This window comes from Streptomyces sp. NBC_00490, from assembly GCF_036013645.1.
In the GTDB taxonomy this organism is placed as follows: domain Bacteria; phylum Actinomycetota; class Actinomycetes; order Streptomycetales; family Streptomycetaceae; genus Streptomyces; species Streptomyces canus_F.
The window spans coordinates 7,111,943-7,135,924 of sequence record NZ_CP107869.1; the positions used below are offsets into that span (position 1 = coordinate 7,111,943).

General features: G+C 70.9%; 23 protein-coding genes. 16 read left to right on the plus strand and 7 right to left on the minus strand.

Annotated features, from left to right (window positions below; genetic code table 11):
- Positions 1–93 precede the first annotated feature (93 nt).
- The 3 genes from OG381_RS32650 to OG381_RS32660 are packed head-to-tail and all read left to right on the plus strand — an operon-like array spanning position 94 to position 3,094.
- Positions 94–870: a lysophospholipid acyltransferase family protein gene (locus OG381_RS32650; protein ID WP_327719599.1), complete on the plus strand. Its 777-nt coding sequence runs from the start codon at positions 94–96 to the stop codon at positions 868–870.
- Positions 867–1,877 (plus strand): NAD(P)H-dependent glycerol-3-phosphate dehydrogenase, encoded by a 1,011-nt coding sequence (locus OG381_RS32655; RefSeq protein ID WP_327719600.1) that lies wholly within the window; start codon positions 867–869, stop codon positions 1,875–1,877. Before OG381_RS32650 ends, OG381_RS32655 begins: the two co-directional genes overlap by 4 nt.
- A 59-nt stretch (positions 1,878–1,936) precedes the next feature.
- Complete coding sequence (locus OG381_RS32660; protein WP_327719601.1) at positions 1,937–3,094, plus strand: D-alanine--D-alanine ligase family protein; 1,158 nt, start codon at positions 1,937–1,939, stop codon at positions 3,092–3,094.
- A 25-nt stretch (positions 3,095–3,119) separates the two neighbouring features.
- Here OG381_RS32660 and OG381_RS32665 read toward each other — a convergent pair whose 3' ends face one another.
- Positions 3,120–3,623, minus strand: coding sequence for a DUF3515 domain-containing protein (locus tag OG381_RS32665; RefSeq protein ID WP_327719602.1), 504 nt, complete (start codon positions 3,621–3,623; stop codon positions 3,120–3,122).
- Positions 3,624–3,643: 20 nt separating this feature from the next.
- Positions 3,644–3,877, minus strand: coding sequence for an Lrp/AsnC family transcriptional regulator (locus tag OG381_RS32670; RefSeq protein ID WP_003997603.1), 234 nt, complete (start codon positions 3,875–3,877; stop codon positions 3,644–3,646).
- Positions 3,878–4,082: 205 nt separating this feature from the next.
- On the opposite strand from OG381_RS32670, the gene OG381_RS32675 reads away from it, so the two are divergent.
- Complete coding sequence (locus OG381_RS32675; protein WP_266887579.1) at positions 4,083–5,048, plus strand: thiamine-phosphate kinase; 966 nt, start codon at positions 4,083–4,085, stop codon at positions 5,046–5,048.
- Positions 5,045–5,863 (plus strand): bifunctional hydroxymethylpyrimidine kinase/phosphomethylpyrimidine kinase, encoded by an 819-nt coding sequence (thiD, locus tag OG381_RS32680; RefSeq protein WP_327719603.1) that lies wholly within the window; start codon positions 5,045–5,047, stop codon positions 5,861–5,863. Before OG381_RS32675 ends, thiD begins: the two co-directional genes overlap by 4 nt.
- A gap of 115 nt (positions 5,864–5,978) precedes the next feature.
- Here the strand turns inward: thiD and rpmB are convergent, their stop codons facing one another.
- Positions 5,979–6,164 (minus strand): 50S ribosomal protein L28, encoded by a 186-nt coding sequence (gene rpmB / locus OG381_RS32685; protein WP_003973430.1) that lies wholly within the window; start codon positions 6,162–6,164, stop codon positions 5,979–5,981.
- A gap of 258 nt (positions 6,165–6,422) precedes the next feature.
- Between rpmB and OG381_RS32690 the strand changes: the two genes are divergently transcribed.
- Positions 6,423–8,291 carry a DAK2 domain-containing protein gene (locus tag OG381_RS32690; protein WP_327719604.1) on the plus strand — a complete coding sequence of 623 codons (1,869 nt, stop codon included), beginning with the start codon at positions 6,423–6,425 and terminating at the stop codon, positions 8,289–8,291.
- 3 nt (positions 8,292–8,294) lie between these two features.
- Here the strand turns inward: OG381_RS32690 and OG381_RS32695 are convergent, their stop codons facing one another.
- A complete protein-coding gene (locus OG381_RS32695; protein ID WP_327719605.1) occupies positions 8,295–12,065 on the minus strand; it encodes a hypothetical protein in 3,771 nt (1,256 codons plus the stop codon).
- Positions 12,065–13,903 (minus strand): HSP90 family protein, encoded by a 1,839-nt coding sequence (locus tag OG381_RS32700; protein ID WP_327719606.1) that lies wholly within the window; start codon positions 13,901–13,903, stop codon positions 12,065–12,067. Before OG381_RS32700 ends, OG381_RS32695 begins: the two co-directional genes overlap by 1 nt.
- Positions 13,904–14,066: 163 nt before the next feature.
- Between OG381_RS32700 and recG the strand changes: the two genes are divergently transcribed.
- From recG to mutM, 8 genes are all read left to right on the plus strand, one after another.
- Complete coding sequence (gene recG / locus OG381_RS32705; RefSeq protein ID WP_327719607.1) at positions 14,067–16,265, plus strand: ATP-dependent DNA helicase RecG; 2,199 nt, start codon at positions 14,067–14,069, stop codon at positions 16,263–16,265.
- A 105-nt stretch (positions 16,266–16,370) separates the two neighbouring features.
- The gene (gene rsmD / locus OG381_RS32710) at positions 16,371–16,961 is read left to right on the plus strand and encodes a 16S rRNA (guanine(966)-N(2))-methyltransferase RsmD (RefSeq protein ID WP_327719608.1); all 591 of its coding nucleotides are present in this window, start codon (positions 16,371–16,373) and stop codon (positions 16,959–16,961) included.
- A 26-nt stretch (positions 16,962–16,987) separates the two neighbouring features.
- Positions 16,988–17,467, plus strand: a complete 480-nt coding sequence (gene coaD / locus OG381_RS32715; RefSeq protein WP_307037168.1) for a pantetheine-phosphate adenylyltransferase — start codon at positions 16,988–16,990, stop codon at positions 17,465–17,467.
- A 57-nt stretch (positions 17,468–17,524) separates the two neighbouring features.
- Positions 17,525–18,583: an ATP synthase F0 subunit B gene (locus tag OG381_RS32720; protein ID WP_327719609.1), complete on the plus strand. Its 1,059-nt coding sequence runs from the start codon at positions 17,525–17,527 to the stop codon at positions 18,581–18,583.
- Between the two features lie 132 nt (positions 18,584–18,715).
- On the plus strand, positions 18,716–19,369 hold the full coding sequence (locus tag OG381_RS32725) for a YceD family protein (protein WP_327719610.1): 654 nt from the start codon (positions 18,716–18,718) through the stop codon (positions 19,367–19,369).
- Positions 19,370–19,371: 2 nt separating this feature from the next.
- A complete protein-coding gene (gene rpmF, locus OG381_RS32730) occupies positions 19,372–19,545 on the plus strand; it encodes a 50S ribosomal protein L32 (protein ID WP_007493396.1) in 174 nt (57 codons plus the stop codon).
- Between the two features lie 7 nt (positions 19,546–19,552).
- A complete protein-coding gene (gene rnc / locus OG381_RS32735; RefSeq protein ID WP_389953919.1) occupies positions 19,553–20,362 on the plus strand; it encodes a ribonuclease III in 810 nt (269 codons plus the stop codon).
- A gap of 72 nt (positions 20,363–20,434) precedes the next feature.
- Entirely contained in the window at positions 20,435–21,295 is an 861-nt protein-coding gene (gene mutM / locus OG381_RS32740) for a bifunctional DNA-formamidopyrimidine glycosylase/DNA-(apurinic or apyrimidinic site) lyase (RefSeq protein ID WP_327719612.1), read from the plus strand.
- On the opposite strand, the gene OG381_RS32745 is transcribed toward mutM, so the two are convergent.
- The gene (locus tag OG381_RS32745) at positions 21,268–21,651 is read right to left on the minus strand and encodes a winged helix-turn-helix transcriptional regulator (protein WP_327719613.1); all 384 of its coding nucleotides are present in this window, start codon (positions 21,649–21,651) and stop codon (positions 21,268–21,270) included. The two genes, mutM and OG381_RS32745, sit on opposite strands and share 28 nt — an antisense overlap.
- 72 nt (positions 21,652–21,723) lie before the next feature.
- Positions 21,724–22,902 (minus strand): CAP domain-containing protein, encoded by a 1,179-nt coding sequence (locus OG381_RS32750; RefSeq protein WP_327719614.1) that lies wholly within the window; start codon positions 22,900–22,902, stop codon positions 21,724–21,726.
- Between the two features lie 173 nt (positions 22,903–23,075).
- Here OG381_RS32750 and OG381_RS32755 point away from each other — a divergent pair, with 173 nt between their 5' ends.
- Positions 23,076–23,357 (plus strand): acylphosphatase, encoded by a 282-nt coding sequence (locus tag OG381_RS32755; RefSeq protein WP_327719615.1) that lies wholly within the window; start codon positions 23,076–23,078, stop codon positions 23,355–23,357.
- Positions 23,358–23,739: 382 nt separating this feature from the next.
- Positions 23,740–23,943 carry a hypothetical protein gene (locus tag OG381_RS32760; RefSeq protein ID WP_037649730.1) on the plus strand — a complete coding sequence of 68 codons (204 nt, stop codon included), beginning with the start codon at positions 23,740–23,742 and terminating at the stop codon, positions 23,941–23,943.
- Positions 23,944–23,982: the final 39 nt, after the last annotated feature.

The window sequence follows — 23,982 nt, forward strand, 5'->3', positions numbered from 1 at the left end:
CGGCCGTCGCCCCTAGGCGTACGGTGTTCTCGACAGACGGGCGGCCTGGGGCGACACTTGTCCGGCCCTCAGGCCCTAGAGGAAGGTGTCCGCGTGCCCCGCCGCAGAATCGGCTTCTGGTACCGCCTCGCAGCGGTGATCGCCAAACCGCCTCTGGTGGTTCTGATCAAGCGGGACTGGCGCGGAATGGAGAACATTCCGGCCGACGGTGGATTTATCACCGCGGTGAACCACAATTCGCACGTCGATCCCTTCGCCTACGCACACTTTCAGTACAACACCGGCCGCGTTCCGCGATTCCTCGCGAAGAGCAGTCTTTTCAAGAAGGGATTCGTCGGCGCCGTCATGCGCGGCACCGGACAGATCCCCGTCTATCGCGAGACGACCGACGCGCTGAGCGCCTTCCGGGCCGCGATCGACGCCGTGGAACGCGGTGAGTGCGTGGCCTTCTATCCCGAGGGCACCATCACCCGGGACCCCGCCCAGTGGCCCATGACCGGCAAGACCGGCGCCGCGCGCGTGGCCCTGCAGACCAAGTGCCCGGTGATCCCGGTCGCGCAGTGGGGCGCCAACGAGCTGCTGCCGCCGTACGCCAAGAAGCTCAACCTCCGTCCCCGCAAGACCTCGCACGTCCTCGCGGGTCCCCCCGTGGACCTGTCGCGCTTCTACGACAAGGAGATGAGCCCGGAGATCCTGAAGGAGGCGACCGAGGTCATCATGGCCGCGGTCACCCGCCAGCTGGAGGAGATCCGCGGCGAGAAGGCGCCCGAGTCACCCTACGACCCGCGCCAGGAGCGGATCGAGCAGCGGCGCAGGACCTCCGCGCAGACTCAGGCGAAGGTCGAGCAGGAAGAGGGGCAGAGCACGTGAGCAAGCCGGTCAAGGCGGCCGTCTTCGGCACCGGATCGTGGGGCACCGCCTTCGGCATGGTGCTGGCCGACGCGGGCTGCGAGGTCACCCTGTGGGGCCGCCGCGCCGAACTCGCGGAAGCGGTCAACTCCACGCACACCAACCCGGACTACCTGCCCGGCGTCGAACTCCCGGTGAATCTGCGGGCGACGACGGACGCAGCCGAGGCCGCGCGCGACGCCGACTTCACCGTACTCGCCGTCCCCTCACAGACGTTGCGCGGCAACCTCGCCGAGTGGGTGCCGCTGCTCGCGCCCGACACGGTCCTCGTCTCCCTCATGAAGGGCGTCGAACTCGGCTCCGCCATGCGGATGAGCGAGGTCATCGAGGACGTCGCCAAGGTGGGCCCGAACCGCATCGCGGTGGTCACCGGACCCAACCTCGCCCGCGAGATCGCGGCCCGCATGCCGGCCGCCGCGGTGGTCGCGTGCGCGGACGAGACGGTGGCCCGGCGGCTCCAGTCGGCTTGCCACACGCCGTACTTCAGGCCGTACACCGAGACGGACGTGATCGGTTGCGAGCTGGGCGGCGCCGTGAAGAACGTCATCGGGCTCGCCGTCGGCATCGCGGACGGCATGGGGCTCGGCGACAACACCAAGGGCTCGCTCATCACGCGCGGTCTCGCCGAGACGATGCGCCTGGGGCTGGCGATGGGCGCCGACCCGCTGACGTTCTCCGGACTCGCCGGTCTGGGCGACCTGGTGGCGACCTGCTCCTCGCCGCTGTCCCGCAACCACACCTTCGGCACCAACCTCGGCAAGGGCATGACCCTCCAGGAGACCATCGCGGTCACCAAGCAGACCGCCGAGGGCGTCAAGTCCTGTGAGTCCGTGCTGGATCTGGCACGCAGGCACGGCGTCGACATGCCGATCACCGAGACGGTCGTCGCCATCGTGCACGAGGGCAAGCCTCCGGTGGTCGCCGTCAAGGAGCTGATGTCGCGCAGCGCGAAACCCGAACGACGCTGAGCGACGCCCCCTGAGCCACGCTGTATCGGGGCTCTACCAACGGGTACTCTCAACGCGATATGAGCACCGAGAACCTCCCCCAGAGCCCTGAGCAGCCGCCTCGCAAGCCGCGCGTGGCCGTCGTGTTCGGCGGGCGCAGCTCCGAACACGGGATCTCCGTGGTCACGGCCGGCGCCGTCCTCAAGGCCATCGACCGGACGAAGTACGACGTTCTGCCGATCGGCATCACCCAGGACGGCCGTTGGGCCCTCACCGCCGACGAGCCGGACCGGATGGCGATCGCCGAGCGCCGGACGCCCAACGTCGAGGAACTCGCCGAGTCGCGCGAGGGCGGCGTGGTGCTCCCCGTCGACCCCGCGAACCGTGAAGTCGTCTACAACGAGCCGGGATCGGTGCCCAAGGCGCTCGGCGAGGTCGACGTCGTCTTCCCCGTCCTGCACGGCCCCTACGGCGAGGACGGCACCCTCCAGGGCCTGCTGGAGCTCTCCGGTGTCCCCTACGTCGGCTCGGGTGTGCTCGCCTCGGCCGTCGGCCAGGACAAGGAGTACATGAAGCGGGTGTTCACCTCCTTCGGGCTCAAGGTCGGCCCGTACGTGGTGATTCGGCCCCGCGAGTGGGAGCAGGACGAGCCGGCCGCCCGCAGGAAGATCGTCGACCTGGCCGCCGAGCACGGCTGGCCGCTGTTCGTGAAGCCCGCGCGCGCGGGTTCGTCGATCGGCATCACCAAGGTCGACGACCCGTCCGGGCTGGACGAGGCCATCGCCGAGGCCCAGCGGCACGACCCGAAGATCCTCGTCGAGGCGGCGCTGCGCGGCCGTGAGATCGAGTGCGGTGTCCTGGAGTTCGAGGACGGCCCGCGAGCCTCGGTCCCCGCGGAGATCCCGCCGCCGGACGCGCACGCGTACTACGACTTCGAGGCCAAGTACATCGACTCCACCCCGGGCCTCGTCCCGGCCCCGCTGACCCCCGAGGAGACGGCGGAGGTCCAGCGCCTCGCCGTGGCGGCCTTCGACGCGGCGTCCTGCGAGGGCCTGGTGCGCGCGGACTTCTTCCTCACGGAGGACGGGGAGTTCGTCATCAACGAGATCAACACGATGCCGGGCTTCACCCCGATCTCGATGTACCCGCAGATGTGGCAGGCGACCGGGATCAGCTACCCGGAGCTGGTGGACCTGCTGATCCGGGCGGCGCTCCGGCGCTCCACTGGCCTGCGCTAGCGGCCCCTCCGGGAAGCCGTGGGGCTCACTTCCCGAAGGGGATCGCCTTCTTGACCGGCGAGGCCATGTCGGTCAGCATCCCCGCGGTGTCCCGCCCCTCGGGCACCGTCACCTCGACGTACGCATGCCGGTTGGCCGTGGTGAAGCGGGTCGATCCGTCGTCCTGCTTCTCCATGAGCCACTCGACGCCGTTCACCTCGCCCGCTATCGCCTTGGGGTCGCTTCCGGCCGCGACCTTGGGGTCGATCATCTTCGGCGGCCGGACGACACCGCAGCGCAGTATGATCGCCGGGCTTCCCCAGCCCGCCGTCAGCGCGGACGCGGGCTCGGGATCACGCCGGTCGAGACCGTCGACCTTGTCCGGCAGGACACTGTCCAGGTTTCGGCACAGCTTCGCGACCTTCGCCGTGGGGCTGGGAACCGTCACCGAGTCACTGTCGTCTGCTGAGGAGCACCCTGTGGTGACGATCAGCAGGGCCAGGGCGGGCAGCCCGAGGACAGCGCGGTGCCGGTGCCGGAAAAGGTTCACCGGCCAAGGGTAGACGGGGGCTACAGATGGACGACCGGGCAGGTCAGGGTGCGGGTGATGCCGTCCACTTGCTGGACCTTCGCGACCACCATGCGGCCCAGGTCGTCCACGGTGTCGGCTTGCGCCCGCACGATCACGTCATAAGGTCCTGTCACGTCCTCGGCCTGGATCACCCCAGGAATCTTGCTGATCGTCTCGGCGACGGTCGACGCTTTGCCGACCTCCGTCTGGATCAGGATGTACGCCTGTACCACGGAACCTCCAGGGCGGCCACGAGGATCATGTGGGGAAAAGGAACGCCACGGTATCGCGTCGCCGCTCGCCGCGGGGAGACCTGTGGGACAGGCGGCCTCCGCGCCGGGGGCAGGCATGACAGAAGTTGACGGTCTCTTCGACCGTATCGGGGACACTGGTCACGCGCGACCGGGCACAACAAGGGACAGAAGGGGCGAAAGGGCAATGAAGGGCACTGTTGGTGAGCTCGGGGAGTTCGGGCTCATCAGGGAGCTCACCTCCCGTCTCACCACCACCCCGGCGGTCCGGGTCGGCCCCGGCGACGACGCCGCGGTGGTGGCCGCTCCCGACCGCCGGGTCGTGGCCAGCACCGACATCCTCCTGGAGGGGCGGCACTTCCGCCGCGACTGGTCCACGGCCTACGACGTGGGCCGCAAGGCCGCCGCACAGAACCTCGCGGACATCGCCGCCATGGGCGCCGTACCGACGGCCCTCCTGCTCGGCCTGGTCGTGCCGGCCGAACTCCCGGTCACCTGGGCGAGCGAGCTGATGGACGGGCTGCGCGACGAGTGCCAGGTGGCGGGCGCTTCGGTGGTGGGCGGGGATGTCGTACGCGGGGACACGATCATGGTCTCCATCACCGCGCTCGGCGATCTGCGCAACCAGGAGCCCGTGACGCGCGGCGGCGCACAGCCCGGCGACCTCGTCGCGGTGACCGGCTGGCTGGGCTGGTCCGCGGCCGGGTTCGCGGTGCTCTCCCGCGGCTTCCGCTCACCGCGCGCCTTCGTGGAGGCGCACCGGCGTCCCGAACCGCCGTACCACGCGGGCCCCGCGGCCGCCGGGCTCGGCGCGACCGCGATGTGCGACGTGAGCGACGGGCTGATCGCCGACCTCGGGCACATCGCCGAGGCCAGCAAGGTCCGTATCGACATCCGCTCCGGCGCGATCGACATCCCCTCCCAGATGAACGACATCGGGCAGGCCGTCGGCGTCGACCCCATGCAGTGGGTGCTCACCGGGGGAGAGGACCACGCGATCGTGGCGACCTTCCCGCCGGACGTGAAGCTGCCGGCCCGCTGGAAGGTCATCGGCGAGGTCCTCAACCCCTCGGCGCTGCCCCAGGTGACGGTCGACGGGGCGCCCTGGACCAGCAAGGGCGGCTGGGACCACTTCGGGGACATCGAGTCGTGAGCGCGCCGCCGAGGGTGCTGACGGTCGCGGGCTCCGACTCCGGCGGAGGCGCCGGGATCCAGGCCGACCTGAAGACGATGCTCGCGCTCGGCGTGCACGGCATGAGCGTCGTCACGGCCGTCACCGCGCAGAACTCCCTCGGCGTGCAGGGGGCTTGGGAGTTGCCGGTGGCGGCGGTGCGGGCCCAGTACCGCAGCGTCGTCGACGACATCGGCGTACAGGCCGTGAAGACCGGCATGCTGGCCTCGGCGGAACTCGTCGAGGCGGTGGCCGAATTGATCGGCGGCACGGACGCCCCGGCCGTCGTCGACCCGGTCGGCATCTCCAAGCACGGTGACTCGCTGCTGGCCGCGTCCGCGCTGGACTCCGTGCGGACGAAGCTGCTGCCGGTGGCCACGGTGGCGACACCGAACCTCGACGAGGTGGCGCAGCTCACCGGCGTACGGGTGGAGACCGAGGACGACCTGCGCCGGGCCGCGGCCGCCATCCTGTCGTACGGGCCGCAATGGGCCCTCGTCAAGGGCGGTCATCTCACCGGCGACGCCGTCGATCTGCTCACCGACGGCTCGCGGGAGCACTGGCTGCGCGCGCCCCGTTACGACAACCGGCACACGCACGGCACGGGCTGCACGCTCGCCTCGGCGATCGCCTCGCATCTCGCCAAGGGCCTGTCAGTGCCGGAGGCGGTGGCGGCGGCCAAGGAGTACGTCACCTGGGCGATCCGGGGCGGGTTCGCGCTGGGCGGGGGTATCGGGCCCGTGGATCACGGGTGGGCCTTCAGGTTTCCGGGAGGACCGGGTACCACCTCGGCCTGACGGCCGTGGCCCTCCGGCCGGCGGGCGTTGCCCGGGCACAGCAAGAAGCCGATCCACCTGTCGGTGGACCGGCTACTTACAGCGAACCAGCAGTGGCCGCGCGCTTAACTGTGCGTCAGCGCGAGACCTTGCCGGCCTTGATGCACGAGGTGCAAGCGTTCACGCGCTTCGGCGTCCCGCTGACCACAGTACGGACGCGCTGGATGTTCGGGTTCCAGCGACGGGACGTACGGCGGTGCGAGTGCGAGATGTTGTTGCCGAAGCCCGGCCCCTTGCCGCAGACGTCGCAGTTGGCAGCCACGGGTCACTCCAAAGACTTCAGATGCACTTACGGATAGAACCCGGCGTGCCGGGATCGAGATCGTAGGATCAGAGATCTGAGTGGCGCTGCCGGGGGAAAAGGCCCGATGAGATCGGGCAACCGGAGCAGCATACAACGACTGCGCCAGTACAACGAAACTACCATGGCTGCTCATGGGCCTGCTCCAGGCCCTCTTCCGGCGGACACCTCTCCGGGGTCTACGCTGCGTCCACGTCCGGGCAGCTCAGGGAGGCGCAGGTGGCGCAGGTGCCGCAGACATTCTTCGATGCTCTCGCGGTACGCACCTGGTGCGGCCTCGCGTTGACGGCGCTGGGGCGGGCGCGCGAGGAGATCGACGCGATCAATGTCTACCCCGTCGCCGACGGGGACACCGGCACGAACCTGTACCTGACCATGGAGTCCGCCGTCGCGGCCGTCGAGGCCGCCTTCGAGGGCCACGGGGTCGGCCCCGGAGGCCGCCCGGGCGGCTCGGGGGGTGCCGGGAAGCCGTCACCGGCCGACGCGGCGCGCGCGATGGCGCACGGCGCCCTCATAGGCGCCCGGGGCAACTCCGGCACGATCCTCGCGCAACTGCTGCGCGGCATGGCCCAGGTGCTCGCCGCCGACAGCGACACACCTCACACCGACGGGGCCGGCCTGCGGCTCGCCTTCCGGCACGCCGCCGACTCCGCCCGCCAGGCCGTGGCTCACCCGGTCGAGGGCACGGTCCTCTCGGTCGCCTCGGCGGCGGCCGACGCGGCCGAGAGGACCGACGGCGGCTGCGGGGCGGTCGCCCGGGCCGCCTACGAAGGGGCACGGGAGGCTCTCGCGGCCACTCCCGGCCAGCTGGCCGTGCTGGAGCGAGCCGGGGTGGTCGACGCCGGGGGGCGGGGACTGGTGGCGGTGCTCGGGGCGTTGGTGGAGACGTTCACGGGGGAGGCGCCGGGGGCGGTCCCCGGGCGGCTCCCACGGGTGGGGCACGAAGGGTCAGGGGCCTTCCACGCGCGCGTGGACACCGGTGGCGCGGAGAGGACTGACGGTGTCGCGGCACCTGGCGCTGTCGCTTCCGTGGCCTACGGCGATCCGCGCGGAGGCTCCCTGTCCTTCGACTCCGGCTCCGCGGCTCGGGCCGATGCCCTTGCGGTCGGGGCGGTGGGCCCCGGTGACGTCGACGAGTGCGCCGACAGCCCCCCCGAGCAGGGCGGGCCCGCCTTCGAGGTGATCTATCTCCTGGAGGCCGAGGACGACGCCGTGGACCGGCTGCGGATGCGGCTCGACGGTCTCGGGGACTCGCTCGTCGTGGTGGGCGGCGACGGACTGTGGAACGTCCATGTGCACGTCGACGACGCGGGCGCCGCGGTGGAGGCGGGAGTCGAGGCCGGGCGGCCCTACCGGATCCGGATCACACACTTCGCGCTCGGCGACGTGCATACACGGGGCGGTGAACGGCCGCCGCGGGAGCGGGTGCAGCGGGCCGTCGTCGCCGTCGTACCCGGCGAGGGCCTGGCCGGGCTCTACAGCGAGGCCGGCGCGACGACCGTGCTCGCCCGCCCCGGAGAGCCGCCCGCCAGCGGGGAGATGGTCGAAGCCGTACGGCGGGCCCACGCGCGCGAGGTCGTCCTGCTGCCCAACGACGCCGACCTGCGCCACACCGCCGCCGCGGCGGCCGAACAGGCCCGCGCGGAGGGCATCCGCGTCGCCCTCATCCCGACCCGCTCCGCAGTCCAGGGCATCGCGGCGCTCGCCGTGCACGAGCCCGAGCGCCGCTTCGACGAGGACGTCGTGTCGATGACCTCGGCGGCCGGCGCGACCCGCTACGCCGAGGTCGTCCTCGCCGAGCGCCAGTCCTGGACCATGGCCGGCATCTGCCAGGCCGGCGACGTGCTCGGCCTCATCGAGGGCGACGTGTCCGTCATCGGCTCGGATGTCACCGCCGCCGCCGAGACCGTCCTGGACCGCATGCTCTCGGCAGGCGGCGAACTGGTCACCCTCGTCCTCGGCGACGAGGCACCCGAGTCCATCGCCGACCACCTCGAAGCACGCGTGCGTGAGGGACACCTCGGCGTCGACACGGTGGTCTACCGGGGCGGACGCCAAGGAGCCCTGCTGCTCATCGGGGTCGAGTAGCCGCTAGTCCTCCACGACGTCGAGCATCTGCCGCGCCTCCGCCCGCCGGGCCGGCACCGTCTCGTCGGTCTCGCTCTCCTCGTACGCCTCGTATGCCTGGTACGCCGCCAGCACCGCACGCGCGCGTGCCGCCGCCCGGTCGGGGCGGCCCAGGTCGGCCTCCAGCCAGCCCGCGGCGAGCTCGGCGCCGGTACGGCTGTGCAGGGCGTCCTCGCCGAGCGCGGCGAACACCACGATGGCCTCCGTCACCTGGGACAGGGCGTCCTCCATCGCGGCCCGGATGGAGTCGTCATCGTCGTCCTCGGCGGCGGAACGGGCGAGCAGGTCGCCGAACTGCCGGTGCGTGTGGCCGAGCTCGGCGACGAGCCGCTGCCGGGCCTCCTCGTCGGCGGCGTCCGCCCCCAGCGCCTCCTCGCACTCCCGGACCGCGTCCGCCATCAGCTCCTTGGCCTCGCCCTGCCCGTCCTCCGTGCCCAGCGCGAGCCACGCGCGGGCGCGCAGGGCACGGACCAGGCCGTGGACGTCGCCGAGCGAGCGCCACAGCTCGCCCGCGCGGGCGTAGGCCCGGTCCGCCTCGGCGGACAGCCCGGCCTGGCCGAGGGACTCGGCGGCGAGATGGGCGAGCGTCGCGTGGTCCTGCTGCTCGGGCCATAGCCTCGCGATCTCGGCCGCCTGCAACCGCCGCTCGGCCGCCGCGCGGTGCTCGCCGAGCTCGCTCAGACAGTCGCCGAGCCACCACTGCACCTGGACGACCGCGCCGTCGCCGTGCGTCTCGGGGGCCAGGTCGGGCAGCGCCGACTCCAGCACCTCCGCGGCCTCGGCCCACCGCCCCTGCCGCAGCAGGAACCCGCCGAGCAGCTGCCGCGCCCACGCGCCCAGCGCCGGCCCCTCACCGGCCGCGTCGGCCCAGTGCGCCGCCTCCAGGGCATGCTCGGCGGCCTCCTCGACCATCCCCCTGCCACCCAGCACCTCGGCGAGCTGGAGGTGCAGCTGGGCTCGTCCGATCGCCTCCAGATACGGCCCGCCGTGCTCCAACGCGGCCCGCAGCGCCCGCTCGGCCTCCTCGACGTCGCCCATATGGTGGGCGAGCTGCGCCAGCCGGGCCTCCGACTCCACGGCGAACCACGGCAGCCCGGCCCCCACGAACCCCTCCGCGGCATGCCGGAACAGGTCCGCACCGGTCCGCAGCTCCCCGGCACCGACGGCCAGCTCCGCGAACATCGCCCACGCCTCGGCGGCCCGCGACCCGAGCTGCACATCGTCCCCGGCCCGCCCGTCGACAAGCGCGAGCACCTCCCGCACGGCGGCGTCGGCGTCGGCTCGAAGGGAGGCCACGGAGGGCCGACGGCCCGGGACTCCGGCCGCTGTCGGGCTACCGCCCGGGGCGGCGGTCGGCGTCGGGTCGCCGTCTGAGCCCTCGGTTGTTGTCGGGTTGCTGCCTGGGGCCGTGGGTGCTGCCGGGGTGTTGTTCGGGGCCTCGGCAGTCGTCGGGTCGCCGTGTGCGCCTGTGGCGGCCGTCGCGGTGCCGTCGAGGGTCCTCGCTGCCGTCAGGTCGCCGTCCGTGATCCTGCCGTCCGTCGAACCGTCGTCCGAGGCCCCGGCCGCTGTGGGGTTGCTGCCTGGGGCCGTGGGTGCTGCCGGGGTGTTGTTCGGGGCCTCGGCAGTCGTCGGGTCGCCGTGTGCGCCTGTGGCGGCCGTCGCCGTGCCGTCGAGGGTCCTCGCTGCCGTCAGGTCGTTGTCCGTGATCCTGCCGTCCGTCGAACCGTCGTCCGAGGCCCCGGCGGCTGTGGGGTTGCTGCTTGGGGCTGTGGTTGCTGCCGGGGTGTTGTTCGGGGCCTCGGCAGTCGTCGGGTCGCCGTGTGCGCCTGTGGCGGCCGTCGCGGTGCCGTCGAGGGTCCTCGCTGCCGTCAGGTCGCCGTCCGTGATCCTGCCGTCCGTCGAACCGTCGTCCGAGGCCCCGGCTGTTGTCGGGTTGCCGCTCGTAACCCCGCCGTCCGTCGAGCCGTCGTCCGGCGTCTCGCCCTGGCGGGCAGCGCCACCGAGGGCCCCACCTGGCGGGAGGCCGTCCGTGACCGGGTGGTCCGCGGGAGGCTCGGCCGTCGTCGGTGCCCCCTCGCCGGCAGGGGCCTCCTCGACGGGACTCGCCCCTTCGGCGTCCGGCCGCTCGCCCCCCTCCGGCGTCTCCCCGGCCTCCTGTACCCGCCGCATCAGGATCCGGGCCCGTGCCATCAGCACCGACGCCGTCTGGCGTACGCCGGTGCCGTCCTCGGCGTAGAGCGCGAGGATCTCGTCGTACGGGCCGGCGATCGCCGTGAGCGCCGCGTCCGTGTCGCCCGCGAGGGTGCGGACGAGCGCCCCACGCGCGCGTGCGGCCAGCGCCTCGCCCGGGTCGCCGGCCTCCGTGTACAGCTCGGCGGCACGCTCGAACAGCTCGATGCCCTCGGGGCCGAGGTCCATGGCCTGGTGGTCGGCGATCTCCGCCCGGTCGCGCGGGTCCAGTTCGACACCCTGCGCCGCCCGTGAGACCGCCACCCACGCCTCGACGGCGTTCGGCCGCAGACCGTCCGACAGCCGCCGCGCCTCGGCGATCAGAGCCGCCAGATCCGGTTCCGCGGCCTCCGGCGCGACCGCGGGGGACGTGGCCGGCGGGGCGGCCGTCCTCGCCGACCGCACCCCCAGCGGCAACCGCTCCACCAGCGGCTCCTGCGCCATACGCGCGCGTGCCCGCTCACTGACGTGTGCCGTGCCGTTGCGCGCGTCGAAGCGGTCGGCCAGGTCGAGGGCCTCCGCACGCGCGTGCGTGGCGAGTTCACGGGCCGTCCACGAACGGCCGGCCGGTCCCGGCACCTCACGGTCGCCGAGGCCGAGCCCCGTCAGCCGGTCCATGAGCAACGCCACCACGCTCAGGAACTCCAGCCCGCTGCGCGGATGCCCGGTGTCCGTGAAGTACGCGGGCCGCTCCGCGAGCAGCTCCAGACCGCGCGCCTCATTGCCGCTCAGGGCGCAGAACTCGACGTGGTCCGCATAGGCGCCGCGCATGCTCTCCATGGCCCGTACGAGCCGGAAACCCCGCAGATGGTTCGCGCGCGCCTCGTCGAGGCGGCCGAGGCGCAACAGGGGCAGCAGGGAGGCCGCGAGCGAGGTGTGCGGCTCGTGCGCGCAACTGAGCTCGCCCTCCAGGACCGGCGCCCACAGCTCGAGCGCCGCCGCGTCCCGGCTCCGCTCGCTCTGCCACCAGCCCTGCCCGTGCAGCTCACACGCGGGACAGTCGGCCATGCGGTCCCGGTCGGCGGCGAGCCACGCGACGTACGCGCGTTCCGCGCGCGGCAGGTCCCCGATGTGCGCGGCGACGTTGAACTCGGCGCTGCGCACGGCCCGTTCGGAGTGCCCGGCAAGCCGGTAGCGGTGCTCCATCTCGCCGAGCCACTTCTCGATCGAGGCGAGCGGCACATGCGGCTGGTCGAGCATGCCGGACGACATCCACTTGAAGACCCAGTGCAGGGTGTGGGTCTCGTACTCGTCGAAGTCCTCGGGCCGCTCGTCCCACATGCGCAGCAGACGCGCGAAGGGGACGAACATCTTGTCCTTCTCGGAGCTGTAGTTGTAGACCTTCAGCTGGTGTCCGAGCGCCTCGATCACGGCGAGCGGCACGTTCAGCTTCTCGGCCGCCACCAGCAGCTGCTCCGCGCGCGCGTTGCGGGCGGGACCCTCCGGCTGCTCGCCGTTCTCGGCCATCGCCCGGCGCAGCGTGTCGAAGTCCGTGATCTCGCTCATCAGCGACCCTCCTCGCCGTTCGTGGCCCACTCCAGAAGGCCCATGAAGGCCCGGTTCAGCAATGCCGAGTCCGCGGGCCTGAGCGGCCGCTGTGCCATCAGCAGCGCCTGTCCGTACAGGGACTCCGTCGCGGTGCCGATCAGCTCCGGATCGCCGAGTGAACTGATCCTCCGGATCAGCGGATTGAGGTGGTTGAGCACCAGACGCGCGCGTGGCGCGCTGCCGCGCAGCGAGCCGAGGATGCCCGCCCACAGGTCGTCGGCCCGCGCCTCGGCGTCCGCGCGCGCCTGCTCGTGCCGGGCGGACCGGTCGTCCAGGTGCAGCGCGGGCACGGAGAGCGGGCGGAACGCGCGCAGGACGACGTCACAGCCCAGCGGATCGAGTCTGGCCCGCGCGGCGGCCAGGAACCCGGACAGCGCCAGTTCGTCGGCCGGGTCGACCGCGTCCAGGTGCGCGGTCACGGTGTCGGTGTCCAGCTCGGCGACCACCGTGCCCGGCCGCACCGAGGGGAGCGCCTCGACCAGGTCGCTGTCGTACGTGTAACCGCCGTTGACCACGCCCACGCCCTGCGCGGACGCGATCGGCGCGACCTGCCGGTACTCCTCCACGGTCCGTGTGAAGTGCACGACGGGGTGCCGCTGTGCGAACTCCTCCAGGGACAGCTGTCCGTCGGTCGTCTCGAAGGGCAGCCACGGCAGCATGGTGCGCAGCATGTCCTTGTCGTGCCGGGCCAGTGACTTCACGCCCAGGTGGTGCACGGAGAGGAAGGCCGCCAGCCGCTCCGGATCACCGGCGGCCAGCCCCGTCAGCCAGGACCGGATCCTCTCGCCCAGCGCCTCCCGTACGGCCGCCAGCGTCTCGTCCTCGTACAGCGACTCGCGCGAGGCCGTCGGCCGCAGACTGTCCGTGTCCAGGACGCAGCGCACGAAGAACGCCCAGTCCGGCAGCAGCTGTTCGGCGCGCTCGGTCAGCAGCATGCCCTTGAGGTGGACGCGGTGCGTCGCGCGCGTGGCCGGGCTGACCGCCGAGGGCAGCACGTACGCCACCCCGCGGATCCCGGCGAGCGGCACGGTCAGCTCGATCGAGTCCAGCGGGGTGAACCCGAAGAGGTCGTGACAGTGCCGCGCCAGGGCCACCCTTCGGGTGGCGGGGGAGGGGTAGGACCGGTCCCAGGGCGCCGGCAGGTCGGTGACCGCCTCGTCGCCCACCCGCACGTCGTACGGCAGCAGCGAGCCGAAGTCCCGCGCCAGCGTGAGGACCCGCTCGGGGGTGAGCCACTCGCCGGCTCCCGGCCGAGCCGTCAGATGCACGGTGGTACCGGGCTCGGGACGGGCCTCGTGCGGCAACGTCCGCACGGTGTACGAACCGTCGTCGCTCGCCGTCCACTCCACGGGTGCCGCCTCGGGCGTACGGGCACTACGGCTGACGACCCGGATCCGCTCGGCCACCACGAAGCAGGCGAGCAGGCCGATGCCGAACTGGCCGAGGAAGTCGGAGCGGACCTCCTGAAGCCCGTCCTGAAGCGCTCCGGCCCGCTTCGAGCTGCGGCCGATGGTCGCCAGCAGGGTGTGCACATCCGCCTCGGTGAGCCCCACGCCGGAGTCCTCGACCCGCAGGGTGCCCTCCTGGGCGTGGAGCCGCACCCTGGCCGGGGCGTCGGGCTGTTCGGCGCGCCGGGCGGTGATGGCGTCCACGGCGTTCTGCAGCAGCTCGCGCAGATAGACCTTCGGACTGGAGTAGAGGTGATGGGACAGCAGGTCCACCAGGCCACGCAGGTCGACCTGGAACGTATGAGGTGACGGGGATGCCTGGGATGACTGTGAGGTCTGGGAGTCCATCGCTGCAACGCCGAGGGTGGGGAGGTCTTCGGCGCGGGGTTGGGCGGTCCCGGTGGGGCGGTGACCGCGGGATGGCCGGAGCGCGTCATCCTAGAGCCGGAACAGCCCGTCTGACCAGGGGTTTCGCGAGACGTATACGGCAATGTCAGTGGGGTGGTGTGCAATGGATCTCGTGCCCGCACTCGAAGAACCACTGAAAAAGGTGCTCGGCCCACCCACCGCGAAGGTGATGGCCGAGCATCTCGGCCTGCACACCGTCGGCGACCTCCTGCACCACTACCCGCGCAGATACGAGGAGCGGGGCCAGCTCACACACCTGGCCGACCTCCCCATGGACGAGCACGTCACCGTGGTCGCCCAGGTCGCCGACGCCCGGCTGCACACCTTCGCCTCGGCCAAGGCTCCCCGCGGCAAGGGCCAGCGGCTGGAGGTGACCATCACCGACGGCAGCGGCCGCCTCCAGCTGGTCTTCTTCGGTGCCGGTGTCCACAAGCCCCACAAGGAGCTCCTGCCGGGCACCCGCGCGCTGTTCGCGGGCAAGGTCTCGGTCTTCAACCGCCGCCTCCAACTGGCGCACCCCGCCTATGAGTTGCTGCGCGGAGACGCCGAGGAGACGGTGGAGACCTGGGCCGGCGCCCTGATCCCCATCTACCCCGCCACGGCCAAGCTGGAGTCCTGGAAGATCGGCAAGGCGATCCAGACGGTCCTTCCCAGCGCCCAGGAGGCGGTGGACCCCCTCCCGGACTCCCTCCGTGACGGCCGGGGCCTGGTCCCCCTCCCCGAGGCCCTCCTCAAGATCCACCGTCCGCACACCAAGGCCGACATCGAGGACGCCCGCTCCCGCCTCAAGTGGGACGAGGCCTTCGTCCTCCAGGTCGCCCTCGCCCGCCGCCGCCACGCCGACGCCCAACTCCCCGCGGTGGCCCGAGAACCCAAGTCGGACGGCCTCCTGACCGCCTTCGACGCCCGCCTCCCCTTCACCCTCACCGAGGGCCAGCAGAAGGTCTCCAAGGAGATCTTCGACGACCTGGCCACAGAGCACCCGATGCACCGGCTGCTGCAGGGAGAGGTCGGTTCGGGGAAGACGATGGTGGCCCTCAGAGCCATGCTCGCCGTCGTCGACGCCGGCGGTCAGGCCGCCATGCTCGCCCCCACCGAGGTCCTCGCCCAGCAGCACCACCGCTCGATCGTCGAGATGATGGGCGATCTGGCCGAGGGCGGAATGCTGGGCGGGACCGAACACGCCACGAAGGTGGTGCTCCTGACCGGTTCGATGGGCATGGCCGCCCGTCGCCAGGCCCTGCTCGACCTCGTCACCGCGGACGCCGGGATCGTCATCGGCACGCACGCGCTGATCGAGGACAAGGTGCAGTTCCACGACCTCGGACTCGTCGTCGTGGACGAACAGCACCGCTTCGGCGTGGAACAGCGGGACGCCCTGCGCGGCAAGGGCAAACAGCCGCCCCATCTCCTCGTCATGACCGCCACCCCCATTCCGCGCACGGTCGCCATGACGGTCTTCGGCGACCTGGAGACCTCGGTCCTCGACCAGCTCCCGGCCGGCCGCTCCCCGATCGCCAGCCATGTGGTCCCCGCCGCCGACAAGCCCCACTTCCTGTCGCGCGCGTGGGAGCGCGTGCGCGAGGAGGTCGAGAACGGCCATCAGGCCTATGTCGTCTGCCCCCGCATCGGCGACGAGGAGGTGGACCCGAAAAAGAAGAAGTCCGCCGAGGACGAGGCCGAGAAGCGCCCGCCGCTGGCCGTTCTGGAGGTGGCCGACCAGCTGGCCAAGGGACCGCTCCAGGGCCTGCGTGTCGAGGTCCTGCACGGCCGGATGCACCCCGACGACAAGGACGCGGTCATGCGCCGCTTCGCCGCCGGCGAGACCCATGTCCTGGTCGCCACCACGGTCATCGAGGTCGGCGTCAACGTCCCGAACGCCACCGCCATGGTGATCATGGACGCCGACAGGTTCGGTGTCTCCCAGCTCCACCAGCTCCGCGGCCGCGTGGGCCGCGGCTCGGCGGCCGGCCTCTGTCTCCTGGTCACCGAGATGCCCGAGGCCAGCCCCGCCCGCCAGCGCCTCAACGCCGTCGCCGCCACCCTCGACGGCTTCGAGCTCTCCCGTATCGACCTCGAACAGCGCCGGGAGGGCGACGTCCTCGGCCAGGCCCAGTCCGGCGCCCGCACCAGCCTGCGCATGCTGGCCGTCATCGAGGACGAGGAGATCATCGCCGAGGCCAGGGAAGAGGCGGCGGCAGTGGTGGCGGCGGATCCGGAGCTCACCGACCTCCCGGGCCTGCGCACAGCCCTGGACGCTCTCTTGGACGAGGAAAGAGAGCAGTACTTGGAAAAGGGGTGAGGAAGACCCCCAGGGGCGCGGGGCCGTAATCCATATGCGGCTACCGCCGCGCGGGCGCGACCAGCCACACTGATACCGGAAGCCACCCACGACCAAGGATCGAAGATGACCCGCGTAATCGCCGGTGCAGCCGGCGGTCGCCGCCTGGCCGTCCCGCCAGGGACCGGCACCCGCCCCACGTCCGACCGTGCACGCGAAGGTCTCTTCTCGACCTGGCAGTCCCTGCTCGGAGGCCGCCCTCTCGACGGGGAACGCGTCCTGGACCTGTACGCGGGCTCAGGCGCCGTGGGCCTGGAGGCCCTCTCCCGTGGCGCAGGCCACACCCTTCTCGTGGAGGCCGACGCCCGAGCGGCCCGCACGATCCGCGAGAACGTGAAGTCTCTCGGTCTCCCCGGCGCCGAGGTGAGGGCGGGCAAAGCCGAACAGATCGTCCAGACGCCGGCGCCGCCGGACCCGTACGACATCGTCTTTCTCGACCCCCCGTACGCCGTCTCGGACGACGATCTTCGGGAGATTCTGCTCACACTCCGCACCCAGGGCTGGCTCACGGCCGAAGCCCTGGTCACCGTGGAGCGCAGCACCAGAGGCGGAGAGTTCCACTGGCCGGACGGCTTCGAAGCGCTCCGGTCCCGTCGCTACGGCGAAGGAACCTTTTGGTACGGTCGCGCCGCCTCTACGTGCGAAGACGCACGATGACCGGACCGGAGAGCGAGGGATCTCAAGTGCGCCGCGCCGTCTGTCCCGGGTCGTTCGACCCGATCACCAACGGACATCTCGACATCATTTCCCGCGCCTCCCGTCTGTATGACGAGGTCTATGTCGCGGTCATGATCAACAAGTCCAAGAAGGGCCTGTTCGAGGTCGACGAGCGGATCGAGCTGATCCGCCAGGTCACCGCCGAATACGGCAACGTGAAGGTCGAGGCCTTCCACGGCCTCCTCGTCGACTACTGCAAGCAGCGCGACATCCCGGCCATCGTCAAGGGCCTGCGCGCGGTCAGCGACTTCGACTACGAGCTGCAGATGGCCCAGATGAACAACGGCCTGTCCGGCGTCGAGACGCTCTTCGTACCGACCAACCCCACCTACAGCTTCCTGTCCTCCTCGCTCGTCAAGGAGGTCGCCACCTGGGGCGGAGACATCGCCCACCTGGTGCCGCCGCTGGTCCTGGAGGCGCTCAACGAACGCCTGCGCAAGGACTGATGGGGCTACAGTCGTCCCGTCCGTCTCCAACACAGCTGTAGAGAGTGGCGAGCACAGGTGGACGTGCAGAAGAAGCTCGACGAGATCGTCGCCGCGGTCTCCGGCGCCCGGTCGATGCCCATGTCGGCCTCGTGCGTGGTCAACCGCGCCGAGCTGCTCGCGATGCTGGAGGAGGTGCGGGCGGCCCTGCCCGACTCCCTCGCCCAGGCCCAGGAGCTGATCGGCGGCCGTGAGCAGATGGTCGAGCAGGCCCGCCAGGAGGCCGAGCGGATCATCTCGAGCGCGCACGCCGAGCGCGGCTCGCTGATCTCCGACACCGAGGTCGCCCGCCGCTCCCAGGCCGAGGCCGACCGCATCCTCGCCGAGGCCCGCCGCGAGGCCGAGGACGTCCGCGCGGAGGCCGACGACTACGTCGACTCCAAGCTCGCCAACTTCGAGGTCGTCCTCACCAAGACCATCGGCTCCGTCGGCCGCGGCCGCGAGAAGCTCCTCGGCACCGGCCCGGGCCTCGACGAGCAGGGCTACGAGGACGAGGACGCCCCCGAGCGCAGCCATGACCCCGAGACCCTGCGCCGGGACGCCGACACCTACGTCGACACCAAGCTCGGCGCCTTCGAGGCGGTCCTCACCAAGACCCTGGAGGCGGTCGGCAAGGGCCGCCAGAAGCTGCACGGCCGGATCGCCACGGACGACCTCCGCTCCCTCGCCGACGACAACACCACCGTCCAGCACTCCAGCGACGCCGACTACCTCGCCGACCTCACGGCCCTCGCCGAGCAGGACAACCGGGCCGCCGCCGGGCAGGCCGCCCCGCCGCAGTACGACCCGCAGCCGGCCTACGGCTACCAGCAGACGGACACCTACGGCGGCTACCCACAGCAGCAGGCCTACGCCCAGCAGCAGGACGCCTACGGCTACCAGCAGGCCGATCCCTACGCGTACCAGGGCTACGACGCCCAGCAGGCCGCCTACGACGCCGGACAGGCCCAGCAGGGCCAGCAGCAGGACCAGCAGCAGGTCCAGCAGTCGTACGCCCTCGACGAGACCAGCCTCTTCGACACCGGCATGATCACGCCGGAGCAGCTCAGGGCCTACGAGCAGGGTCGCGGCCAGTAAGAAACCACCGGATTGGGCCGTGAGGGAAAGGTCCAGTATCCTGGCTCTTCGGTCGCGTGTACGTCCGCGATCAGCGCTGCCCGGGAACACCGAAGGGCAGCGTCCCTCTGAGCTCGAAGATCGAAAGCAGGAATGGCTCTGAACGCCCGCCTCGACCACCGCAAGCCTCTCGTGTTCGACACGCACGAGCTGGGGCGGCGGCCCGGTGCGCTGCAGCGCCTGACCCGTGAGATCGACGCTCCCAAGGATCTCGGGATCGCGGGAGTGATCGGAGTGCCGGAAGGCGCCCCGGTGAAGCTCGACCTCCGGCTCGAGTCGGTCATGGAAGGGGTGCTTGTCACAGGCACCGCCCGTGCACTGGCCGAGGGGGAGTGCGTAAGGTGTCTGGAGCCGCTTGAGCTGGAGCTCGCAGCGGACTTCCAGGAGATGTTCTCGTACCCTGACGCCGACGACCGGGGCCGCCCCAAGGCGGAACCGGCCGACGACGCCGAGGAAGACGAGGACAGGCTCTTCATCGAGGACGGCTTGTTCGACCTCGAACCTGTGCTGCGTGACGCGGTGGTGCTTGCCCTGCCGATGCAGCCGGTGTGCCAGGACGACTGCCCCGGCCTGTGCTCCGAGTGCGGAGTGCGGCTGGCGGACGACCCGGACCACCACCATGACGCCGTCGACATCCGTTGGGCGGCACTGCAGGGACTCGCCGGTTCACTCGAAGATGGCGAGAAGGACGAGATCAGTGGCGAAGCGCCTCGACCGGCGCGCGCCAACGAGAAGCAGGAGAAGTAGCCGTGGCTGTTCCGAAGCGGAAGATGTCGCGCAGCAACACGCGCCACCGCCGGTCGCAGTGGAAGGCTGCGGTCCCCACCCTGGTTGCGTGCGAGCGCTGCCACGAGCCCAAGCTGCAGCACATCGCGTGCCCGTCTTGCGGCACGTACAACAAGCGCCAGGTCCTCGAGGTCTGAGCGGCTGGTGAGAGGCACTGTGTCCACTCCGAAGAAGAATTCTGCGGACAACACGGCCTCGTCCCACACGCTGTTGGAAGGGCGGCTCGGGTACAAACTCGAGTCCGCCCTTCTGGTGCGTGCGCTGACCCACCGGTCCTATGCGTACGAGAACGGCGGTCTGCCCACCAACGAGCGCCTGGAGTTCCTCGGGGACTCCGTGCTCGGCCTCGTGGTCACGGACACGCTGTACCGCACCCACCCCGACCTGCCCGAAGGCCAACTGGCCAAGTTGCGGGCCGCGGTGGTCAACTCTCGTGCGCTGGCGGAGGTGGGCCGTGAGCTCGACCTGGGCTCCTTCATCCGGCTCGGCCGTGGTGAAGAGGGTACGGGCGGCCGGGACAAGGCATCCATCCTTGCCGACACCCTTGAAGCGGTGATCGGCGCGGTCTATCTCGACCAGGGTCTGGACGCGGCGGGCGAACTCGTCCACCGGCTCTTCGACCCACTGATCGAGAAGTCCTCCAACCTCGGTGCCGGCCTGGACTGGAAGACCAGTCTCCAGGAGCTCACCGCGACCGAAGGGCTCGGCGTCCCCGAGTACCTGGTCACGGAGACCGGCCCCGACCACGAGAAGACCTTCACTGCTGCCGCCCGCGTCGGAGGCGTCTCGTACGGCACCGGCACCGGCCGCAGCAAGAAGGAGGCGGAGCAGCAGGCCGCCGAGTCCGCATGGCGGTCCATCCGGGCCGCGGCGGACGAGCGAGCCAAGGCTGCGGCGAAGGTCGTCGAAGCCGACGCCGACGCCGGCGCCGACGAGGCGCCCGCCTCCGCCTGACCGCACAGCGCGATACCCAGAGCGCCCGTCCCGCACCGGGGCGGGCGCTCGGCTCATACACCGGGGGATCCCATGCCCGAGTTGCCCGAGGTCGAGGTCGTACGGCGAGGTCTGGAGCGGTGGGTCGCCCACCGTGCCGTCGCCGAGGCCGAGGTGCTGCACCCGCGTGCGGTACGCCGTCACATCGCCGGCGCCGACGACTTCACCCACCGCCTCAAAGGGCATCGCATCGGTGTGCCCAGCCGTCGCGGCAAGTATCTGTGGCTGCCGCTGGAGGACACCAACCAGTCGGTCCTGGCGCACCTCGGCATGAGCGGCCAGCTGCTGGTCCAGCCGCACGAGACCCCGGACGAGAAGCATCTGCGCATCCGCGTCCGTTTCGCCGACGGCCTCGGTACGGAACTCCGCTTCGTCGACCAACGCACCTTCGGCGGCCTGTCGTTGCACGACAACACCGAGGACGGTCTGCCCGACGTCATCGCGCACATCGCCCGCGATCCCCTGGACCCGCTCTTCGACGACGAGGCGTTCCACCAGGCGCTGCGCCGCAAGCGCAGCACCATCAAACGGGCCCTGCTCGACCAGTCGTTGATCAGCGGAGTGGGCAACATCTACGCGGACGAGGCACTTTGGCGTGCCCGCGTCCACTACGAGCGCCCGACCGCGGGATTCACACGCCCGCGCACGGCCGAACTCCTGGGTCACGTCAGGGATGTGATGAACGCGGCGCTCGCGGTGGGCGGCACGAGTTTCGACAGCCTGTACGTCAACGTCAACGGCGAGTCAGGCTACTTCGACCGCTCGCTCGACGCGTACGGCCGCGAGGGGCTGCCCTGCAAGCGGTGCGGTACGCCGATGCGGCGAGCGGCCTGGATGAACCGGTCCAGCTACTTCTGCCCGAAGTGTCAGCGGGCGCCGCGCGTCTCGTCGTAGTGCTGACGGGCCGCGAGCACGTCGTCCATGCGGCCCTCCACGAACTCGATGAGGCCGACCAGTCGCTCGGCGACGCCGCGTCCGAGCGGGGTCAGTTCGTAGTCCACGCGGGGCGGGTTGGTCGGCTGGGCCTCGCGGTGCACCAGGCCGTCGCGCTCCAGTGCCTGCAAGGTCTGGGAGAGCATCTTCTCGCTCACGCCGTCCACACGACGGCGCAGCTCGTTGAAGCGCAGGGAGCCCTCGTGGAGGGCGCAGAGCGTCAGCCCGCCCCAGCGTCCCGTCACATGCTCCAGCGTGTTGCGCGAGGGACAGGCCTTGGCGAACACGTCGTAGGAGATGTCGAGCGTGGTGTCCATACATCCAGCGTACGGGAGCGCAGCGCTAACGAAAAGGGAGCACTAACCGTAAGTTAGCGCTCCCTTTGTCGGTCAGTAGCCGAAGTCCTGCGTCCACCACGGGCCACCCGACCCGAAGTGCACACCGACCCCCAGCGTCTGGAAGTCGCAGTTCAGGATGTTCGCCTTGTGGCCCGGGCTGTTCATCCAGGCCTCCATCACCGCGGCCGCGTCGGTCTGGCCCCGGGCTATGTTCTCGCCGCCGAGGCTGGTGATGCCGGCTGCCTCGGCCCGGTCCCAGGGAGTCTTGCCACTGGGGTCGGTGTGGTCGAAGAAGCCCTCGGCGGCCATCGCCTCGCTGAAGTCCTCGGCGAGCTTGCCCAGCGCGCTGTTCGCGGCCACCGGGCTGCAGCCCACCTTCGCCCGCTCCTCGTTGACGAGCTTCAGCACCTCGGCCTCGGCCTGTACCTCCGCGGAGACCGTCACCGGGGCCTTGGTGTTCGCCGGTGCCTTCGTGGCCGCGCGCGAGGGCGTCGTCTCCGGCTTCTTCTCGCTGGGTGTGGCCGTCGGCTTCTTCGACGGCGTCTTGGTCGGCGCGGCCGTAGGGGTGGAGGGTGAGGCGGACGGCGTGGGAGAGGCCGAGCGCTCGCCGGCGCGGCTGGCCGCCTCGTCGTCCCGGCCCTCGTCGGCGCTGCCGGAGGTGCCGCCCTGCTCGGTCGCGGAGTTGGTCGGGGTGTCCGCGGCCTGCACGTTGTCGGCGTTGCCGCCGCCGAGCTTGTAGTTGTCGAGGCCGGGCACCACACCCGTGGCCACCGCGACCGTACCGATCGCGACCGCCGCGGAGACCCCGAGCAGCCCGGTCCTGACCGGCGTCACGACCCTCTTCTTACGGCGACGGCGCGAACCCCCGTCGCGCCGCGGGCCGTCACCGGGCGAGTAACCCTCGCTGGGGAACAGCGCGGTGCTCGTGGTGCCCGTGGACTGCGCGTACTCGTCGTCCGTCGCGTAGAGGTAGGTGGTGCTGCGGGCGTGTGCCTCGGGGTTCAGATAGGGCGCGATGCCCACCGTGGGGTACTCGCCCGTGTGGTGGCTCCGGGCGTCGGCGTCGAAGTCGTACGAGAACTGCTGGTCCAAGCCGTAAGAGTGCTGCGGGTCGTAGTCGTACGAGTGCTGCGGGTCGTAGCCGCTCGTGTACGAGCCGTCTGTTTCCGTGACCCCCGTGGCGCGGCCCGTGGCGGCGCGGCCGGCGGCGGAGCGTCGGTGGCGTCCCATGTGTCCTGGCCTTCCTCGTCCTTTGTGGCCGACTCGTCCCCAGCGGTCGGACCGAACTCACAAAACTCACACGATCGAGTGAGTTTCGTATGAGATTCATTGGCAGGGGACGGTACCGCATGGCGCCAGGGGAGGGAGAGCCCAGAGAGACATTGGTTGGTTAGGTTGCGTCTATGAGCGAGGATGTGCGACTGGTCGCCTGGGTGCGAGGACGTGTCCAAGGTGTGGGTTTCCGCTGGTTCACGCGGGCCAAGGCCCTCGAACTCGGTGGGTTGAGTGGTTTTGCTCTCAATTTGGGGGACGGACGGGTCCAGGTGGTCGCGGAGGGCCCGAGGAAGCACTGCGAAGGACTCCTCGACTGGCTCCAGGGCGAGGACACGCCCGGGCGCGTGGACGGTGTCACCGAGATCTGGGACACACCCCGCGGGGGTTACGACGGGTTCGCCATCCGCTGAGCCGGTTCTGTAAAGCGGGCCAGGTGGGACCCGCGGGACATGCCACCGGCACCTGCCTGAAGCAGAAAGGCCCTGGTGGTTGCCAAGAACGGCATTTCCTGGGAGGCTCCGCACTTAAGGATGATCGCTACGCCCCTAGGGCCCCGCAGGAGTCGCCGCGCCGCCGTTTCCAGGCCGCGTGCCCCCGGGTTGCCGCCAATACAGGGCGTGATCGTGTTGACCGTCAAACTTTTTGGTGAGACGCTGAATGCACCCCGCGCACCTTAGCTGTTTGGCATGGATGAACGGCAGCACAAACTCAACAGTGCCAAGCATCGCGGGTGCGAATCCCTCACGACCCACACCGCTTCGGTCGGTCACTCAGTGTGGAGGACCATCCATCATGGCAAAGGCGCTTCTCGGTTACGTCGGCGGCTCCGACCCGCGACTCATCGCCGAGATGCGACGGCTCCAGCAGCGCGTCCAGGACCTCGAATCCGAGCTCGTACGGATTCAGGCCGAAAACGACGCGCTCGCGGCTGCCGCTTCTCACGACTCGCTTCTGGAGAGCATCGACGCACACCAGGCGGAGCCTGCGCTCACCTGATCACTGCATCGCATCACGACATACGCAGTGGTTGGGCCG

Bases quoted from the DNA above. Each gene is read 5' to 3' on its own strand.
- OG381_RS32750 (WP_327719614.1), bottom strand. From the start codon at position 22,902: ATGGGACGCCACCGACGCTCCGCCGCCGGCCGCGCCGCCACGGGCCGC.
- rsmD (WP_327719608.1), top strand. From the start codon at position 16,371: ATGACCCGCGTAATCGCCGGTGCAGCCGGCGGTCGCCGCCTGGCCGTC.
- OG381_RS32660 (WP_327719601.1), top strand. From the start codon at position 1,937: ATGAGCACCGAGAACCTCCCCCAGAGCCCTGAGCAGCCGCCTCGCAAG.
- OG381_RS32700 (WP_327719606.1), bottom strand. From the start codon at position 13,903: ATGGACTCCCAGACCTCACAGTCATCCCAGGCATCCCCGTCACCTCAT.
- OG381_RS32695 (WP_327719605.1), bottom strand. From the start codon at position 12,065: ATGAGCGAGATCACGGACTTCGACACGCTGCGCCGGGCGATGGCCGAG.
- recG (WP_327719607.1), top strand. From the start codon at position 14,067: ATGGATCTCGTGCCCGCACTCGAAGAACCACTGAAAAAGGTGCTCGGC.
- OG381_RS32675 (WP_266887579.1), top strand. From the start codon at position 4,083: ATGAAGGGCACTGTTGGTGAGCTCGGGGAGTTCGGGCTCATCAGGGAG.
- OG381_RS32760 (WP_037649730.1), top strand. From the start codon at position 23,740: ATGGCAAAGGCGCTTCTCGGTTACGTCGGCGGCTCCGACCCGCGACTC.
- mutM (WP_327719612.1), top strand. From the start codon at position 20,435: ATGCCCGAGTTGCCCGAGGTCGAGGTCGTACGGCGAGGTCTGGAGCGG.
- OG381_RS32755 (WP_327719615.1), top strand. From the start codon at position 23,076: ATGAGCGAGGATGTGCGACTGGTCGCCTGGGTGCGAGGACGTGTCCAA.
- OG381_RS32725 (WP_327719610.1), top strand. From the start codon at position 18,716: ATGGCTCTGAACGCCCGCCTCGACCACCGCAAGCCTCTCGTGTTCGAC.
- OG381_RS32745 (WP_327719613.1), bottom strand. From the start codon at position 21,651: ATGGACACCACGCTCGACATCTCCTACGACGTGTTCGCCAAGGCCTGT.